15 protein-coding genes are annotated in these 16,165 nt (G+C 43.0%); 8 read left to right on the top strand and 7 right to left on the bottom strand.

Translation table 11 applies throughout. The features are described 5' to 3' along the window. Positions 1 to 20: 20 nt before the first annotated feature. The 3 genes from HWQ38_RS17455 to HWQ38_RS17445 all read left to right on the top strand — a co-directional run bounded on the left by HWQ38_RS17455 (position 21) and on the right by HWQ38_RS17445 (position 2,515). Positions 21 to 512, top strand: coding sequence for a DinB family protein (locus tag HWQ38_RS17455; protein ID WP_292795664.1), 492 nt, complete (start codon positions 21 to 23; stop codon positions 510 to 512). A gap of 244 nt (positions 513 to 756) precedes the next feature. Further along, positions 757 to 1,566: a type 1 glutamine amidotransferase gene (locus tag HWQ38_RS17450; protein WP_292795661.1), complete on the top strand. Its 810-nt coding sequence runs from the start codon at positions 757 to 759 to the stop codon at positions 1,564 to 1,566. 94 nt (positions 1,567 to 1,660) lie between these two features. After that, the gene (locus tag HWQ38_RS17445) at positions 1,661 to 2,515 is read left to right on the top strand and encodes an HIT family protein (RefSeq protein WP_292795721.1); all 855 of its coding nucleotides are present in this window, start codon (positions 1,661 to 1,663) and stop codon (positions 2,513 to 2,515) included. A 563-nt stretch (positions 2,516 to 3,078) separates the two neighbouring features. On the opposite strand, the gene HWQ38_RS17440 is transcribed toward HWQ38_RS17445, so the two are convergent. Further along, positions 3,079 to 3,321 (bottom strand): hypothetical protein, encoded by a 243-nt coding sequence (locus tag HWQ38_RS17440; protein WP_292795658.1) that lies wholly within the window; start codon positions 3,319 to 3,321, stop codon positions 3,079 to 3,081. Positions 3,322 to 3,459: 138 nt separating this feature from the next. Here HWQ38_RS17440 and serA point away from each other — a divergent pair, with 138 nt between their 5' ends. Together serA and prmA are read left to right on the top strand one after the other, a co-directional pair. Then, on the top strand, positions 3,460 to 5,040 hold the full coding sequence (serA, locus tag HWQ38_RS17435; protein WP_292795655.1) for a phosphoglycerate dehydrogenase: 1,581 nt from the start codon (positions 3,460 to 3,462) through the stop codon (positions 5,038 to 5,040). A 270-nt stretch (positions 5,041 to 5,310) separates the two neighbouring features. Then, positions 5,311 to 6,231 (top strand): 50S ribosomal protein L11 methyltransferase, encoded by a 921-nt coding sequence (gene prmA / locus HWQ38_RS17430; RefSeq protein ID WP_292795653.1) that lies wholly within the window; start codon positions 5,311 to 5,313, stop codon positions 6,229 to 6,231. A gap of 88 nt (positions 6,232 to 6,319) precedes the next feature. Here prmA and HWQ38_RS17425 read toward each other — a convergent pair whose 3' ends face one another. From HWQ38_RS17425 to HWQ38_RS17415, 3 genes are all read right to left on the bottom strand, one after another. Beyond that, a complete protein-coding gene (locus HWQ38_RS17425) occupies positions 6,320 to 6,604 on the bottom strand; it encodes a DUF2442 domain-containing protein (RefSeq protein ID WP_292795650.1) in 285 nt (94 codons plus the stop codon). Between the two features lie 3 nt (positions 6,605 to 6,607). Further along, positions 6,608 to 6,985, bottom strand: coding sequence for a DUF4160 domain-containing protein (locus HWQ38_RS17420; RefSeq protein ID WP_292795647.1), 378 nt, complete (start codon positions 6,983 to 6,985; stop codon positions 6,608 to 6,610). A gap of 210 nt (positions 6,986 to 7,195) precedes the next feature. Continuing rightward, complete coding sequence (locus HWQ38_RS17415) at positions 7,196 to 7,348, bottom strand: hypothetical protein (protein ID WP_292795645.1); 153 nt, start codon at positions 7,346 to 7,348, stop codon at positions 7,196 to 7,198. Between the two features lie 144 nt (positions 7,349 to 7,492). Here HWQ38_RS17415 and HWQ38_RS17410 point away from each other — a divergent pair, with 144 nt between their 5' ends. Both HWQ38_RS17410 and HWQ38_RS17405 read left to right on the top strand, forming a co-directional pair. Further along, complete coding sequence (locus HWQ38_RS17410) at positions 7,493 to 10,795, top strand: COR domain-containing protein (RefSeq protein ID WP_292795642.1); 3,303 nt, start codon at positions 7,493 to 7,495, stop codon at positions 10,793 to 10,795. A 580-nt stretch (positions 10,796 to 11,375) separates the two neighbouring features. Further along, on the top strand, positions 11,376 to 11,504 hold the full coding sequence (locus tag HWQ38_RS17405) for a hypothetical protein (protein ID WP_292795640.1): 129 nt from the start codon (positions 11,376 to 11,378) through the stop codon (positions 11,502 to 11,504). 235 nt (positions 11,505 to 11,739) lie between these two features. Here the strand turns inward: HWQ38_RS17405 and glmS are convergent, their stop codons facing one another. The 3 genes from glmS to HWQ38_RS17390 all read right to left on the bottom strand — a co-directional run bounded on the left by glmS (position 11,740) and on the right by HWQ38_RS17390 (position 15,481). After that, positions 11,740 to 13,623: a glutamine--fructose-6-phosphate transaminase (isomerizing) gene (glmS, locus tag HWQ38_RS17400; RefSeq protein WP_292795638.1), complete on the bottom strand. Its 1,884-nt coding sequence runs from the start codon at positions 13,621 to 13,623 to the stop codon at positions 11,740 to 11,742. A 777-nt stretch (positions 13,624 to 14,400) separates the two neighbouring features. Continuing rightward, positions 14,401 to 14,646 (bottom strand): photosystem I iron-sulfur center protein PsaC, encoded by a 246-nt coding sequence (gene psaC, locus HWQ38_RS17395; protein WP_292795635.1) that lies wholly within the window; start codon positions 14,644 to 14,646, stop codon positions 14,401 to 14,403. A 598-nt stretch (positions 14,647 to 15,244) separates the two neighbouring features. Then, positions 15,245 to 15,481 (bottom strand): hypothetical protein, encoded by a 237-nt coding sequence (locus tag HWQ38_RS17390; RefSeq protein WP_292795633.1) that lies wholly within the window; start codon positions 15,479 to 15,481, stop codon positions 15,245 to 15,247. 209 nt (positions 15,482 to 15,690) lie between these two features. Here HWQ38_RS17390 and HWQ38_RS17385 point away from each other — a divergent pair, with 209 nt between their 5' ends. After that, positions 15,691 to 16,059: a Dethiobiotin synthetase gene (locus tag HWQ38_RS17385; RefSeq protein ID WP_292795630.1), complete on the top strand. Its 369-nt coding sequence runs from the start codon at positions 15,691 to 15,693 to the stop codon at positions 16,057 to 16,059. Positions 16,060 to 16,165: the final 106 nt, after the last annotated feature.

The following is a 16,165-nucleotide window of genomic DNA, read 5'->3' as shown; positions in this document are numbered from 1 at the left end:
AAATCACTGAAATTGGTAATATGCTTATTCAACACTTCCAGATGCTCTCGCGCTACAATTATTTAGCAAATTGTCGCTTGTATGATGTTTGTTCACTACTTTCAGATGTAGAACTTAAGCAGACTCGACCAGCATTTTTCAAAAGTATTTACGTGACACTGAATCATATCATGATCGGCGACCGCATTTGGATGGGGCGCTTTACAGGTAAAGAGATGTCATCTCAAGGACTTGATGCTATCCTCTATGATAAATTCGAGGAATTGCGTGCAGCCCGTGTTTTAGAAGATGAACGGATTACAACATTTATTGATAATCTAGATGATGACTTCTTGAAGGGAATAATTACTTATAAAAATAATCAAGGTAAAATTTATAGCGATCCGGTAAATCTGTTGCTAGCACATTTTTTCAACCACCAGACACATCACCGAGGACAAATTCACGATATGCTAACCGAAACGGAAATTACACCTCCAAGTCTAGATATGCACAGAGTAATTTCATCCTAAGTTGATCAGCTGTTCCACATTTAACTTGCATATCTTGGGCGCTCGTGTCGCCCACCCCACAATAAATGTACAATTTCAGATTATGCAAAATAGATGTGGTTTATAGCGTTTCCTAATCACATAAGGTACATCATAGCCCCCTCTCGAAGAGCGGGGAGGGGGTTGGGGGTGGGGTTCTTGTACCTCACAAGAGCTGAGAACCGCTATAGCTGAAAAACTATTAGTTATTAATCAAGAGTTATTTATGAGTTCTCAACAATTGGAAATCACAATAGGTTGGCTTTATCCGACGCTGATGAGTACCTATGGCGATCGCGGTAATGTAATTACTATAGAACGTCGCGCTCAGTGGCGGGGATACGATGTTAAAGTGTTACCCCTGGATCAAAATGCCACAGCCGCAGATATTAAAGCTGTAGATATCATAGTTGGTGGTGGCGCACAAGACCGTCAGCAAGAAATTGTCATGCGTGATTTGCAAGGTGCGAAAGCCGACGCTATGCGCGAGAAAATCGAAAATGGAACACCGGGAGTTTTTACCTGTGGTTCACCCCAATTACTGGGACATTATTATGAACCAGGATTAGGACAACGAATTGATGGTTTGGGAATACTCGATTTAGTTTCTGTCCATCCTGGTGAAAATACTAAGCGCTGTATTGGTAACTTGGTAATTGAAGTTACAGCTTCACGCCTAGCGCGAGATTTGCAAGAAATGACGGGTAGTACACCATATTTAGTCGGCTTTGAAAATCACGGTGGACGTACCAAACTGGGGAAAGTGGAAGCATTGGGGCGCGTGGTGTATGGCTTGGGAAATAATGGTGAAGATGGGACAGAAGGAGCATTTTATCAGAATGCGATCGCTACTTATTCCCACGGACCATTGTTACCCAAAAATCCTTTTGTCGCCGATTGGTTAATTCAAACAGCGCTGCGGCTAAAGTATCAGCAGAAAATTACCTTGCAACCTTTAGATGATAATCTTGCTGTCCAAGCGCGGGAAGCGATGTTTAAGCGGTTGAAAGTGAGTTTAGGGACGGGTCATCTTTGAAATTGCTGACTAATATAATACTTTGATGCCTGCACGCCGCACATTTCCATCATCAGCACTGGCGCAGTTTTTGAGAAATCAGCACCAAAATTCCATGAAACAGCAAAAAAATCAGTTCACCCATCTTACTGCGATCGAAAGAAGTTATCTATCATTTCCTGCACAGTTTTTATTAAATCAAAACCTGCTACAAGGCAAAATACTAGACTTTGGTTGTGGCTTTGGTAATGATGTTAAAATATTGCGCCAAAAAGGTTGTGATATTACAGGTTATGACCCTTATTATTTTGCAGAATATCCTGATAATAAATTCGATACAATAATTTGCTTTTATGTTTTAAATGTTTTATTTACTGAAGAACAAACTAATGTTCTTATGGAGATATCACATTTATTAAAACCAGGAGGTAAAGCTTATTATGCCGTAAGAAGGCATATCAAAAAGGAAGGTTTTCGAGAACATTATGTCCATAAAAAGCCTACCTATCAATGTATTGTCAAACTTCCCTTTCCTTCAGTTTTTTTAGATGAACATCGGGAATTATATGAGTATCTTCACTATACTCATCAGCGAAATTCATCTAATTATTGTATATTCTGTAATCCTCATAAAAGCCTCAAACTATTAACTGAATCCGCAACTGCTTATGCTATCTTTGATGGCTATCCTATAAGTAAAGGCCATGTTTTGATTATTCCCAAACGTCATGTTAGCAGTTATTTTGAACTACCATTGAAAGAGCAATCTGCTTGCTGGTTTATGGTGAACAAAGTACAAGAAATTCTCAAAACGGAATTTGAGCCTGATGGTTTTAATGTAGGAATGAATATCAATCGAGCCGCCGGTCAAAATATTATGCACGCCAGTATTCATATTATCCCTCGTTACAAAGATGATACTGTTGGTAGTAAAAGTGGAATCAGAAACGTTATTCCTAAAAAGCAATAGTTTTTAATTACGAATTACGTTAGCGTAGCGTCTGGTAGAGAAGCATTAGCGAGTCATCGTACTCTTACAGAGAAGCAAGCTACGCTTTTAGCGTCTCGTAGAGAGCGTCATTATGAATTATTTTAACGTTAATTGTGAGCAAGAGTAATTTAGATGCGTTTGCCCTGAAGAACAGAATCTCTAAAAACTCCTCACATCAATTTCTTACCCCAAGAATTAAGCTAAGAAGCAAATGGCAAATATACCATCGTAACGAGAATTAGATTAAACTAATTCTGTCTGTATAATCTCAGTGGCTTTAGTTCTGAGAGTGTCAATTGATGCCTAAATTCTAATTGTCACAATCGAATTATCTTGATGATGCAATGTTTTGCTTTGACTAAAAGATACCACTTATGGTATGAGAAACGCCCAAGATTCGATAGATATAATAGTTACTGGCTCCTTTGGTGGTTGTGCAGAGTATTGCCTCAGCTAAAGTTGCAGCCCAATCCAAGGAAGTTGCTTAAGCCAATAAAATTTTGGTAACTCTTAACTATTAATAAATATATAGGTGCTTAGTGCTATTCATTGAAAGCGGCGGGAAACTCAACTCCCTTGAGTGGGTGGACGAGGTTGCTCCCCCGCCGCTTGGGGCATAGGGCATTGGTAACTTCTTCCCCATGCCCTATGCCCCATTCCCCATGCCCAAAAAATCCATCCCCTTGTGGGTGGAGTTTTTTATGCTTTATATTTAGCGACAAGGTGTACAAACAGCCACTCATGTTCAAATACTTAGGAGGCAGTACCCACCGGAAGCAACTCATGCTTCGATACCATCAGCACGCAGCGTAAGTAAAGGTTAAGTTGATATTAAAACGAATAATTTTTGCTGAATTGCGGCAGATAAAGACTAAACTAAAAAGTCTTGTGCAGCAAAACCTGTAGCTTTAAATGAAATAATCATGTCTAAGGTTCTTGTCTCTGATTCTATTGACCAAGCTGGAATTGACATTCTTTCGCAAGTTGCTACCGTTGATGTCAAACTAGGTCTAAAACCAGCCGAACTGCTGGAAATTATTGGTGAGTATGACGCGCTGATGATTCGCTCTAGTACACGCGTTACTCAAGAAATCATTGAAGCCGGCACTCAGCTAAAAATCATCGGTCGTGCTGGTGTGGGTGTGGATAATGTAGATGTTCCTGCTGCCACACGCCGGGGAATTGTGGTAGTCAATTCTCCAGAGGGAAACACAATTGCCGCCGCCGAACATGCGCTAGCGATGATTTTGGCTTTGTCTCGCCACATCCCTGATGCTAACGCTTCGGTGAAACGCGGTGCATGGGATCGCAATAGCTTTGTCGGCGCAGAAGTCTACAAAAAAACTCTCGGCGTTGTCGGTTTGGGTAAAATTGGCTCCCATGTTGCCTCTGTAGCTAAGGCAATGGGGATGAAACTCCTAGCTTATGACCCTTTTATTTCTACAGACCGAGCCGAACAGCTTGGCTGTCAGTTAGTCGAGCTAGATTTACTCTTCCGGCAAGCAGACTATATCACTTTACACATCCCCAAAACCCCAGAAACTACCCACTTAATCAATGCCACAACTCTGGCAAAAATGAAACCCACAGCCCGGATTATCAACTGCGCTCGTGGTGGGATCATTGATGAAGTAGCTTTAGCAGCAGCTCTGAAAGCTGGTACAATCGGGGGTGCAGCCTTGGATGTGTTCGAGTCAGAACCACTGGGTGAATCTGAGTTGCGATCGCTAGGTAAAGAAATCATCCTCACCCCCCATTTAGGAGCCTCGACCACGGAAGCTCAAGTGAATGTGGCCATTGATGTTGCCGAACAAATTCGGGATGTACTTTTAGGACTACCAGCACGTTCCGCCGTCAACATTCCCGGACTCGGCCCCGATGTGTTGGAAGAACTCAAACCCTATATGCAACTAGCAGAAACTCTAGGTAATCTGGTGGGACAGCTAGCTGGCGGACGGGTGGAAACACTCACTGTGCGACTGCAAGGTGAACTAGCGACCAACAAAAGTCAGCCTTTGGTAGTGGCTGCGCTAAAAGGATTACTTTACCAAGCTTTGCGGGAACGAGTAAATTACGTAAATGCCAGCATAGAAGCCAAAGAACGCGGAATTCGGGTGATTGAAACCCGCGATGCTTCGATTCGAGACTATGCTGGAACGCTTCATCTAGAAGCTACGGGTACTTTAGGTACTCATTCTGTCACAGGTGCGTTGTTGGGTGAGCGGGAAATCCACCTCACCGACGTTGACGGTTTCCCGATTAACGTCCCACCCAGCAAATATATGTTGTTTACCCTGCACCGCGATATGCCGGGGATTATCGGCAAACTTGGTTCCCTACTCGGCAGTTTTAATGTGAATATTGCCAGCATGCAAGTAGGTCGTAAAATCGTCCGTGGTGATGCTGTAATGGCTCTGAGTATAGATGATCCTTTACCTGAGGGCATTTTGGATGAGATTATAAAAGTCCCTGGCATTCGGGACGCGTACACAGTAACTCTCTAATTTTGGATTTCGGACTTCGGCTCCTTTCGGCTTTTCTACGAGACCCTTCTCTACGAGACGCTCCGCGAACGGCAAGCTCAGGGCATCGCGCTACGCGTTCGCTCAAGGCAAGTCGCTCAGTCGAACGATTTTGGATTTTGGATTGGTAATGGCTAACTGTTCATTGTTTTTCGCATTGGTCATTAACCATTACCTAGTCCCCAATCTAAAATTTAAAAGCGTTCGACTGAGCGCTCATACCGAAGTCTAAAATCTAAAATCTAAAATTATATGGCAAACACTTGGTGGGAACTACAGATTTTATGTGAACCAGACCTAGAAGATTCAATCTTTTGGCGACTGGAAGATTTTGGCTGTCGTGGTACAGCTAGTGAAAACAAAGGAAATTCATCTTTAGTAAGAGCTTACTTGCCGACAATTCAAACACAGCTACTAGATTTGGCAGCGCTGTCGCTGTGGCTGCGTCAAGATGCCCTCTGTGTAGGAGTTTCATCTCCCTCCCTGCAATGGCAGTTAATTGATGAGGAAGATTGGGCGACTAGCTGGAAACAATATTGGCATCCGCAGGAAATAGGCGATCGCTTCCTGATCAACCCCGCTTGGCTACCATTACCAGAAACAACGGAACGGTTAGTGATTCGTCTTGACCCTGGTGTAGCATTTGGTACGGGCAACCATGCCACCACTCAGCTATGTTTGGAATCTTTAGAAATGCGGCTGAGTGGAGTTTCTCAGTCGTTTGTGGGTAATAGTGGCAAACATGAAGATATGGTAATTGCGGATATTGGCTGTGGTTCTGGTATCCTTTCCATTGGGGCGCTGCTACTGGGAGCCGAGAAAGTCTATGCAGTGGATAATGACCCTTTTGCGGTGCAATCAACTATCAGCAATCGCACCTTAAACGACATTAGCCCAGAACGTTTACTACCTGCACTGGGAAGTGTAGACGTTTTGACACAACTGGTTTCTCAACCAATTGACGGTATCGTTTGCAATATTTTGGCTGACGTGATTATTGAGTTGGTTCCAGAAATGAGTGCGATCGCTAAACCTGAGACTTGGGCAATTTTCAGTGGTATTTTACTAGAACAATCTAAAGCTGTTGCTGATGCTTTAGAACAAAATGGTTGGATCGTGGCTACCCTGTGGAAACGAAAAGAATGGTGTTGCTTGAATGTCCGGCGTTCTTAACAAACAGAATTCCTTTTGATAATTTCCGCATCCCACACTGTAACTTTCATGGTTGTACTCCTTGACCGATACCTTGCATAATTGACGGCTATTCACTAGCTGTTTCCGTAAATTGATAATTACTAATTGCTTCCCCTGTAATTTCTGCATAAAGTACATCGGGGTCAAAATCTGCGCCATTTTCCCAGTAAATCGTTCCCCACTCAGGGTTGATTTTTACTTGTTTGAAATAGTTAATATCTTCTAGTGGTGCAAAAATACCTGTAAAGGGGATTATTTTACTAATATCAATAATTCCTTGTTTGTCGTCTTCAAACTTGAGGTATAGTTGATAACCTTCTCTCGGTTCGACTGCAATAATATCTTTGAGCATGATTTACTCCAGTGGTTCGATTTTTTCTACAGGATTATTCCGTCTAGCTTTTTCCCAGTTTTCCATCAATTCTGTTTTATGTAAGTTTGCCCATTCAAGTACAAATGCTAATACTCTTGAAGACAGTTTTCCTTCTAATATCGATAATGTTTCGATATTAATAATCGCTTTTTGTTGATTATAGCGAACGTGGAAATGTGGGGGTGGATGGTCATTATAATACATGGTGATAATAATTCCTAGAAAACGGCTAATTTCTGGCATTACATGTAAACAACTAAAAAAGTTGTACAATTTCGCAAACGACTTCCCTGTAAGGATTTGGGAATATTTGCTCCAAGATTTAGTGGCGATCGCATCCCAAGTGCAAAGCTGAATCAACAGCTTGAGGAAAGCGAGGGATGCGATCGCACGAACCTATCCCACTATTCTAAAAATCCCTACTTCTTTTTGTAAAATGTGCTTGAAAACCTGAATTTTTCGTTTTCAGTTCGTCAATAAGCTTAAGCTTTATAGCACAAATATTATTAGTGGGATAGGTTCACAGGTTGCACTAAGTAAATTTGGAGAATTCCCAAGCGAATCAAATGCTTACCAATCGTCATTATGGAAAAATAAGAAATTAATTTTGCAGAGATACTTAACTTTAACCATCGTTCCACGCATTGAGTTAATGTACAAGCGCGATCGCACCATTTCAAAAATGCGATCGCCCTCATCTGCATATATTTTATTTTTCAGCAAGTCAATTAATTTTTATCCGTAGCGTTGTTCGCCGTTTGTTGGAATGTTAGGCTAAGATTTTCTGGCTAAATTTACTGTATGGGCTGTTAACCAGAAAAATCTAGCTATTATTCCGATTTTGGTAGTGAGAGAAAGGATTTAGTCATGGCAAGAGATCAGGCTTATCAGAAAGCGGAGCAGCGTATTGAAAAGGCACGGCAAGAGGGAGCAACAGAACTCGATCTCAGCAATATGGAACTCACTGAGGTACCAGAAGCGATCGCCTCCCTGTCTCAGTTGCAAGAGCTTAACCTCTCGAACAACCAACTGACAGAAATACCAGATGCGATCGCTTCCCTGTCTCAGTTGCAAGAGCTTAACCTCTCGAACAACCAACTGACAGAAATACCAGATGCGATCGCCTTCCTGACTCAGTTGCAAGAGCTTAACCTCTACAACAACCAACTGACAGAAATACCAGATGCGATCGGCTCCCTGACTCTATTGCAATCGCTTGACCTCTCCAGCAACCAACTGACAGAAATACCAGATGCGATCACTTCCCTAACTCTGTTGCAAACGCTTTACCTCTCCAGCAACCAACTGACAGAAATACCAGATGCGATCGCCTCCCTGACTCTGTTGCAAACGCTTGACCTCTCCAGCAACCAACTGACAGAAATACCAGATGCGATCGCCTCCCTGACTCTGTTGCAAACGCTTTACCTCTCCAGCAACCAACTGACAGAACTGCCAGAGGCAATCGCCTCCCTGTCTCTGTTACAAATACTGAATCTCACCAATAACAAACTGACAGAACTGCCAGAGGCAATCGCATTCCTGAGCCAGCTGCAACATTTAGGTTTAGGTTATATGTCTGGAGGGAACCCGCTCTTAAAACTTCCAATATCTCTCAGACAACTTAAGCAACTCCGAAGATTATGGGCTTACCAATGTGAATTACAATTTTTGCCCAATTGGATTGGTGAATTTACACAGCTTCAAAAACTCGAATTAAATGCCAATAGTCTGACCGACTTACCACCATCTTTAGGACAACTTCCGCACTTAGAGACTGTGGAACTCGACGATAATCCGCTCAACCCCGACCTTGCGGCTGCTTATGAACAAGGCACTGAAGCCGTCTTAGAATACCTGCGGGCAAAAGCAGACAAACAAATAACACTAAATGAAGCCAAACTAATCCTAGTTGGTGAGGGTGAAGTCGGGAAGAGTTGCCTGTTAGGAGCGTTGGGGGGTGATGAATGGGTGGAAGGTCGCCCCACCACTCACGGGATTGAGATTAAACCTGTAATTCTTACCGATCCCGACAGTGGCACAGAAATCACCTTGAATGGTTGGGATTTTGGCGGTCAACGGGTTTATCGACCAACACACCAGTTGTTTTTCAGTGCGCCAGCCGTGTATCTGGTAGTGTGGAAACCACGGGAAGGACCCCAGCAAGGTTTTGTCAAAGAGTGGATCACGCTAATCAAAAATCGAGAACCGGATGCCAAAGTATTGGTAGTTGCCACCCACGGCGGACCCGGACAGCGACAACCAGACATTGACAGACAGGAAATTTTGGATCAATTCGGCAAAGATACGGTGCTTGATTTCTTCCATGTAGACAGTAAACCCCAGGAAATTACAACACATAACACCGGGCTGATAGAATTAAAAGAAAAAATTGCTCGTGTCGCTGCATCTCTTCCTGAAGTCGGGCGTTCCGTTCCTGCCAAGTGGCAACAGGTACGGGAAATCTTGAAAACTAGGGACAAAGCCTATTTACCTTACGATGATGTTATTGCCATCTGCGCCCAACAGGGAATTGATGAGCAGCAAGCAGAACTATTCCTTCGCATCTCCCATATCTTGGGGCATTTCATCCATTACCATTACGACCCAACACTGCGCGATATAGTCATCCTCAAACCCGACTGGCTGGCAAAAGCGATCAGCTTCGTGCTGGATGATAAAAAAACTCGTGACAAAAATGGATTAATCGAATTTGATTATCTCAGTGAATTATGGAGCAATCCCCCATTTGCAGGGGAAGAAGGCTACTCAAAAGAACTCCATCCCATCTTTTTACGGCTGATGGAACGCTTTGATCTCTCCTACAAAGTGGTATTAGATCAGTTAAAACCTAGCAATACCAGCCTGATTGCCCAACTCGTCCCTGATACACGCCCGGAAAGATTACCCAATTGGGGAGAGCAACCAGAAGCGGGAGACAGACAACAGGTACAAATCTGCCGCATTGTGGACAGTCGGGGACAGTTTGCAGTGGCAGAAGGATTGTTTTACCAGTTGATTGTTCGGTTGCATAAATACTCACTAGGGCGGACAAATTACGAAGACAGCATCCACTGGCAACGGGGTTTGATGCTTGACAATGACTACAACGGTCGGGCATTGCTGGAGTATGTGGACACTGATGTAAAAATTACAGTGCGGGCAGCTTATCCAGAACGCTTTTTGTCCTATCTCACAGAAGATATTAAATGGCTAGTTGAAAACTTCTGGGAAGGATTACGTTGTAACGTTATGGTTTCTTGTGTTGCACCTTGCGGCCTAAATACACCTGGAAACGGACTATTTGAGGTAGAAAAATTAATTAAGAGTAAAAAGAAGAATGATGAGTTTCTCTGCACAGTTTCAGGATGTGATGAATGGCAAAACATTGATTGTTTGCTAAATAACGCACCCACGACTCCGCCCCCATCCCAAGTAATTGGCATTAAGCAATTCCGAAGCATCGTGAAAGAGGAGTTAAAGGTCATCCGCAGAGATTTCATTATCTTAGATAGTCGAAATCAACAACGCTTTCAGGCATTATCTCAGAAGCAACGTATTATTCTCAGCCAAGTTGATCAACAGTTTGCAGACCTAATGCAGATGTTCACCGATGAAGCGAAAGATGGACCACGTTTGTTTAGCTTTAAGCCCATTGAACCAGGATTTGGCGATCGCCCCAAATGGATCAGCGCTAAGTTTCAACTTACTCTCTGGTGTGAACACGCACGTCAACCTCTTCCAGCCTTAAATCCCGACGACAAGAAAAAGGGAGTTTATGAATTAGACTTGCGCCGTGAGTGGTTCACCAAGGCAGTCCCCTATCTCAAACTTTTGACAGGAACTCTCAGCCTAGTATTACCTGTAGCTGGTTCGGCAACTAAGTTTATGCTGGATGACACCACCTACAAAGCCTTTGAAAAACAACTTGATTTGGGACAAAAAACTATTGAATCTACTTTGAAGGGCAGTGAGATGGCATTAACTGGGAAGTCCAAAGGCGATGCTTCCTTTTTAGAAGGTGATGCAATTCGCGCCCAAGGCTCGATTTTGCGAGAATTACACGCCCTATTGAAACAAAAAGATCCTAGCTTTGGTGGTTTGGTGCGAGTGCAGAACAAACGCCGCGAATTTCTGTGGGTTCATCCTCAGTTTGTAGATGAATATTAATTTCTGGGTTCACCTTACAACCCCAGCGAATTGCTGTATTTATCACGACCAAAATAACTCTATTAGCGTGAGTTCGACGACTTAAAAAATGGCAGGAGTTAAAGCAGACAAGTCTTTTGGATAAATATCTAGTGATGGTTTTTGTGGCAAGTAAGTCGCCGAAATAGCAAATGGAGTCGCCGAAATAGCAAATGGAGTCGCCGAAATAGCAAATGAGTTCGCCGAAATAGCAAATGAGTTCGCCGATATAGCAAATGAGTTTGCCGATATAGCAAATGAGTTCGCCGATATAGCAAATGAGTTCGCCGAAATAGCAAATGAGTTCGCCGATATAGCAAATGAGTTCGCCGATATAGCAAATATGCGACGCGCACCTTAATGAACCGTATTGACAAAACCCTCATGTAAGCATATAAAAAAGTTCAACAATTCTAGTCTCTCAAAGCATTGATTTTTCGTGGTTGGGTGCAAGTCCACGTAAAAACAAGTTGAACAATTTGGGGATAGAAAAGGTATCACCATACCACTTTTTCAACACAGAGACACCAAACTTAAATAAAAAAGTTGAACAATTAGGAGAGTGATTCTACCCGAATGTGGGCGCGATGGGCTACGCCCCGCCGGAGGCGATCGCTCTAGTAATAACGTAGCGATCGCACGGCGTACAGACAAGCGAGCGATTCATGGACGGATGCCTGGAGCGGGGTAAAGCACCTAACAGAAATTGTAGAACTTTATTATTTATTGTTGAACTTTTTTATTCCTCTACACCTCACTGTAGAAGTATAAAAAAGTCGTACAATTTAAGCGCCTACAAGCATTATTCTATCGTTAGCTACTCAGAAGTTATAAATTGTACAACTTTTTTATATATTGTATAACTTTTTTATTTGTTATACGACTTTTTTATTGTTGTACACTCACTTAATATCTATCCCAAACACTTACTCAACTGTTACAGACTTGGCTAAATTCCTGGGCTGATCGACATCCAAACCGCGACGGGCGGCAATATGATAAGCCAACAATTGTAAGGGAACTACTGTGAGAAGGGGAGAAAGTAACTCGTCCACATGAGAGACAGGAAGAAGATCGTTAAAGATTTCCGCAGCTTCGCCATCGTTGACGGGAGTCACGCCAATTAACCGAGAATCTCTAGCTTTAGCTTCCTGGGCATTGGAAATAACTTTTTCGTAAACACTACCAGGGATTGCGATCGCAACTACTGGTACTTTCGCATCTAACAGAGCGATCGGGCCATGTTTCATCTCTCCAGCCGGATAGCCTTCGGCGTGAATATAGCTGATTTCTTTTAATTTCAACGCCCCTTCTAAAGCAATCGGAAAGTTAATTCCCCTTCCCAGAAAAATAAAATCTTGGGTTTCGGCGAATTCGTGGGCTAACTGTTCAGTTAAACGTTCCTGAGTTTCCAAAGTTGCCTCAATTTCTTTGGGAATCTGCCACAACCCATTAATAATTTTCTCTAAAATATCTTTTGAAAGTGTCTGACGACGAGCTGCTAAATCCAATGCCAAAGCATAAAACGCCATCAATTGAGCAGTAAAAGTTTTCGTCGCCGCTACCCCAATTTCAATTCCCGCTAGAGTACTAATGATATGCGATACCAGATGACCAAGGCTGCTTTCGGGGCGATTAGTAATACCCAGTAGTCGCGCTTGATATTTGGGTTCTTTCCCTTGGCGACGTTCTTTTTCCATCGCCAAAGCTGCTAGGGTATCGGCGGTTTCACCTGATTGGGTAACGCCAATGATCAACGTATTAGCGGTCACGGGTGATGGTGCATAACGATACTCAGAAGCGTAATGTACCTGAGTTGAAATTCCTGCTAGTTGTTCGATTAAATATTTTCCGATTAATGCTGCGTGCCAACTGGTACCACAGGCGACAATCTGAATTTGTTCTGAATCGTTGTATAAATCCGCAGGTAAACCAAGATTGATTGGCGATTCGGTAGATTCTCCAAGATTATTAAAGTATGCTTCTAAACTAGCTCTTACTACCCCTGGTTGCTCATGGATTTCTTTGAGCATGAAGTGTTTGAATCCCTGCTTTTCTACCATTCCAGGATTGAAGTTGAGCAGCCGGGGTTGTTTTTTCAACCTGTCGCCAGCAAAATTGTAAATCTCAACGCCCAAAGGTGTGAGGCGGGCAATTTCGCCATTTTCCAAAGGTAGCACTGCACGGGTGTAGGAAGCGATCGCTAGGGTGTCAGACGCACAAAAGAACTCCCCTTGCCCAAAACCAATTACCAAAGGTGCTTGTTGGCGAACAACAATCAATTCATCGGGGTAGTCAGCAGAAATAACTGCGATCGCAAATGCCCCATGTAAGTGGTTAACAGCTTGGCGAATTGCTTCTAGGAAGCCAGATGAGGTAGATGAGGGGGGAAGATTCTTTAAAAATTCGGCTATGAGATGGGGAATTACTTCTGTATCGGTTTCAGAAAGAAACTGGTGTCCTTTTCCTTTGAGTTCCTCGCGCAACTCGCGGTAATTTTCGATAATGCCATTTTGTACCACCGCCACTCGCTTTGCCGTATCCATGTGGGGATGGGCGTTGTACTCTTCTGGTTTACCATGAGTTGCCCAGCGTGTGTGACCAATACCAATTTGGCTAGGGGTTTCTATTTGTTCAAGTTTAGAACGCAGGTTATGGAGTTTGCCCTTTGCCCGCACACAATTAACCTTACCTTCCCAAATAGTGGCGATTCCAGCAGAATCGTAGCCCCTGTACTCTAGTTTTTCCAGCCCAGCTAATAAGATGTCTGTCGCCGCTTGAGTGCCTATATATCCAACGATTCCGCACATTCTTCACACCGCTTTTTTTCAGGATGATTAAATCCACCAGTATAGTTGTTAGCACAAATTCGACTTTTTGCAAAGAAAAAAGGGAGTAATTTACTCCCTCCAGCACTAGGTATTGCTAAAGATGCTTTCTAAACTTCATCTACAGCAGAATTGAGAATTCAGAAGTAAAACAGGCTTTATACCTGGCTTTGAGACGAATCGTTGTGTACTTCACTTTCGTTGAAATCTGCTGTAAGTTTATAAGCGTAGTTTTCGCCCTCTCCCTAAATCCCTCTTCCATATCTGGGAGAGGCACTTTGAAATTCTGGCTCCCCCAATCCCAAATCTGGGATTCGGGGTTGGGGGATGAGGGAAAATTTTTTTCATCATCGAAGAACTACAGGTTTCAAGATAGACGTGGTTTATTAAGAAACTTTAAAATTCTTCAAGACTGAGTTCTGAGTTCCGAGTCCCCGTTCGCCCTTGGTGTCTGCCTTTGCAAGAAGTTCAGATCGACGGAAACCGCCGATCTGAACTTCTCGCTGAGTGAAGAATCAAGAAATTGTTTTTTTGATTTACTTCATTTTGCCTCAGGACTAACGACGATCGCGAGAACTCTGTAGCAAGATCCCGCAGGGTGCGGAGGCTTTTTTTGATGGTCTATATCACTGGCCACAGGCGCAAAGGCTTGCATCTCTCCCTTGTGTCCAAAGGGGACAAGGCAACCGTTCTGGAAAGAACAGTTGGGCAGTAGACCCGCATCGCAATCAGCAGTTCAGTCAGTCAGCACTGAGCTTTTTAGTAAGCTAGACCCATACTGCGAGTTGTTTCAGGACCCAGGTAAACCCGGATGCTCAAAAAGTCGGTGGGACAAGCGGTTTCGCAGCGCTTACAGCCCACACAGTCTTCTGTACGGGGCGAAGAGGCAATTTGAGCAGCTTTGCAGCCATCCCAAGGAACCATCTCCAGTACATCAGTAGGGCAAGCGCGGACGCATTGGGTGCAGCCAATGCAGGTATCGTAGATTTTTACGGCATGAGACATTTAAAAAACCGCTCCTTTCGAGTGTTCTTCTCTGCGAAAGAATCATAATCAACGCACAGTTTACCGCAGTGGTTGATAGGCCGTAATCAAAAGGCTACATAACTTCAAACAATGTAATGAACACCCTTGATCAATTGTTTTTGCGAGATCGTCCCGATTGACTTATTAATCAGCAACATGATCGCAGCGTATTTACCCCAGTCATCTACCATAATGGAGGTGAATTGTAAAGTCATTTGCCAGAAAAGTCAATCCAAAAGATTAGATGGGAAAGTTATCTATCGTTGCTGTGCAATGGCTTCTAATAAAGCTGTGGCATCTTCTACAAATGCTTCTGGTTCTAGAATGATGTTAGTATCTAGCAATACCTTCATTTAAAATTATCTCCACTTCCGCATCGGTTAGTGGTGTTGTGTCTATTTTCACTAGCTCGGTCATCCGATCTACTATAGCTTCTAGAACTGGTGGGCGGAGTCTGAGATCATTTTGTAGTTAATGAGCGATCGCACTCAGCAATTATCGGTGAGCTATCGCTCACCAATAACTTCCATATTTGACTTTTTAATTCTGACAATCTTATAATATTTACTTTTAGATATCAGAGGATTTCCGAAATCGCAAACTCATCATTTTTAGCAGCAATTTCGGTTGGAATCTTTGGCTGACTAACCATCACTCTCAGTTGTTCTTCGGGATTTTTGGCATCAGCCAATTTATCTTTTGTATACTCCGTTTCTCGGATTTGTCGAGCAATCCTTTCTAGTAGCCAAAGTTGTTCTTCCACAGACAAGGCACGCACGGAGCGCTCAATTTCTTCTAAATTCGGTGATATCATTTTGCTTCTGATTCCCAGCAAGGTATATTTTTCCAAGATATTATATTGAGTCTATCTGGTTAAGGTAGAGCATCGCAAATTCCGGCTCATTTTCCCTATGCCGATCTTTTCACAAATCAAATGAGATTGCTATAAATAACCATAAGCTAGTTTTATGAGTTTTTAATTAGGTATTCATACTGAAGCAAAATGTACGCTAAACTGACTACATGAATTACGAAACAGCTCGGAAACTCCTCATAGATCAGACAATCATAACCGAGGAAAACCCAGATGCGCTGTTAATGCGTATGAAACACGGGAAACCCCCGATACCTGGTCAGATCACCTCGATTTTGTTGGCATTGAAAGTGGTGTTTGAAGCCCTCAAAGATGCAAAAAGCCTAGACCGAGAACTGGCTTTAGCCCTTTATCAGTTAAGCATTAAGGCGCAACAGCTGTTTACCGCAGGGTGTAAAGCCGGGGTTGATTGGCCGCCACTACTGAAAGAAGATTTGCTACGAATTTCCTTAGCATCTGAAAGTATTTTTTCGGGTATATGGCAAACCCTAGCGCCTGTAGGGTTGGGGAAGTTGTAGAACACCAATTCAGTAATTTTTAAACCAGAAAAGATGAGGGAGACAAGAGAAATGCCCAATGCCCAATACTTCGACTTCGCTCAGTACAAGTGCCCAATGCCCGATG

The organism is Nostoc sp. NMS7 (assembly GCF_017115085.1).
GTDB lineage: Bacteria > Cyanobacteriota > Cyanobacteriia > Cyanobacteriales > Nostocaceae > Nostoc.
The sequence above is the reverse complement of the archived record's forward strand: the minus strand, read 5'-3'. Positions and strand labels throughout refer to the sequence as shown.

Coding starts and splice junctions, on each gene's coding strand:
- HWQ38_RS17455 (WP_292795664.1), top strand. CDS start 21: ATGCTTATTCAACACTTCCAGATGCTCTCGCGCTACAATTATTTAGCA.
- HWQ38_RS17450 (WP_292795661.1), top strand. CDS start 757: ATGAGTTCTCAACAATTGGAAATCACAATAGGTTGGCTTTATCCGACG.
- HWQ38_RS17445 (WP_292795721.1), top strand. CDS start 1,661: ATGAAACAGCAAAAAAATCAGTTCACCCATCTTACTGCGATCGAAAGA.
- HWQ38_RS17440 (WP_292795658.1), bottom strand. CDS start 3,321: ATGAGTTGCTTCCGGTGGGTACTGCCTCCTAAGTATTTGAACATGAGT.
- serA (WP_292795655.1), top strand. CDS start 3,460: ATGTCTAAGGTTCTTGTCTCTGATTCTATTGACCAAGCTGGAATTGAC.
- prmA (WP_292795653.1), top strand. CDS start 5,311: ATGGCAAACACTTGGTGGGAACTACAGATTTTATGTGAACCAGACCTA.
- HWQ38_RS17425 (WP_292795650.1), bottom strand. CDS start 6,604: ATGCTCAAAGATATTATTGCAGTCGAACCGAGAGAAGGTTATCAACTA.
- HWQ38_RS17410 (WP_292795642.1), top strand. CDS start 7,493: ATGGCAAGAGATCAGGCTTATCAGAAAGCGGAGCAGCGTATTGAAAAG.
- glmS (WP_292795638.1), bottom strand. CDS start 13,623: ATGTGCGGAATCGTTGGATATATAGGCACTCAAGCGGCGACAGACATC.
- psaC (WP_292795635.1), bottom strand. CDS start 14,646: ATGTCTCATGCCGTAAAAATCTACGATACCTGCATTGGCTGCACCCAA.
- HWQ38_RS17390 (WP_292795633.1), bottom strand. CDS start 15,481: ATGATATCACCGAATTTAGAAGAAATTGAGCGCTCCGTGCGTGCCTTG.
- HWQ38_RS17385 (WP_292795630.1), top strand. CDS start 15,691: ATGAATTACGAAACAGCTCGGAAACTCCTCATAGATCAGACAATCATA.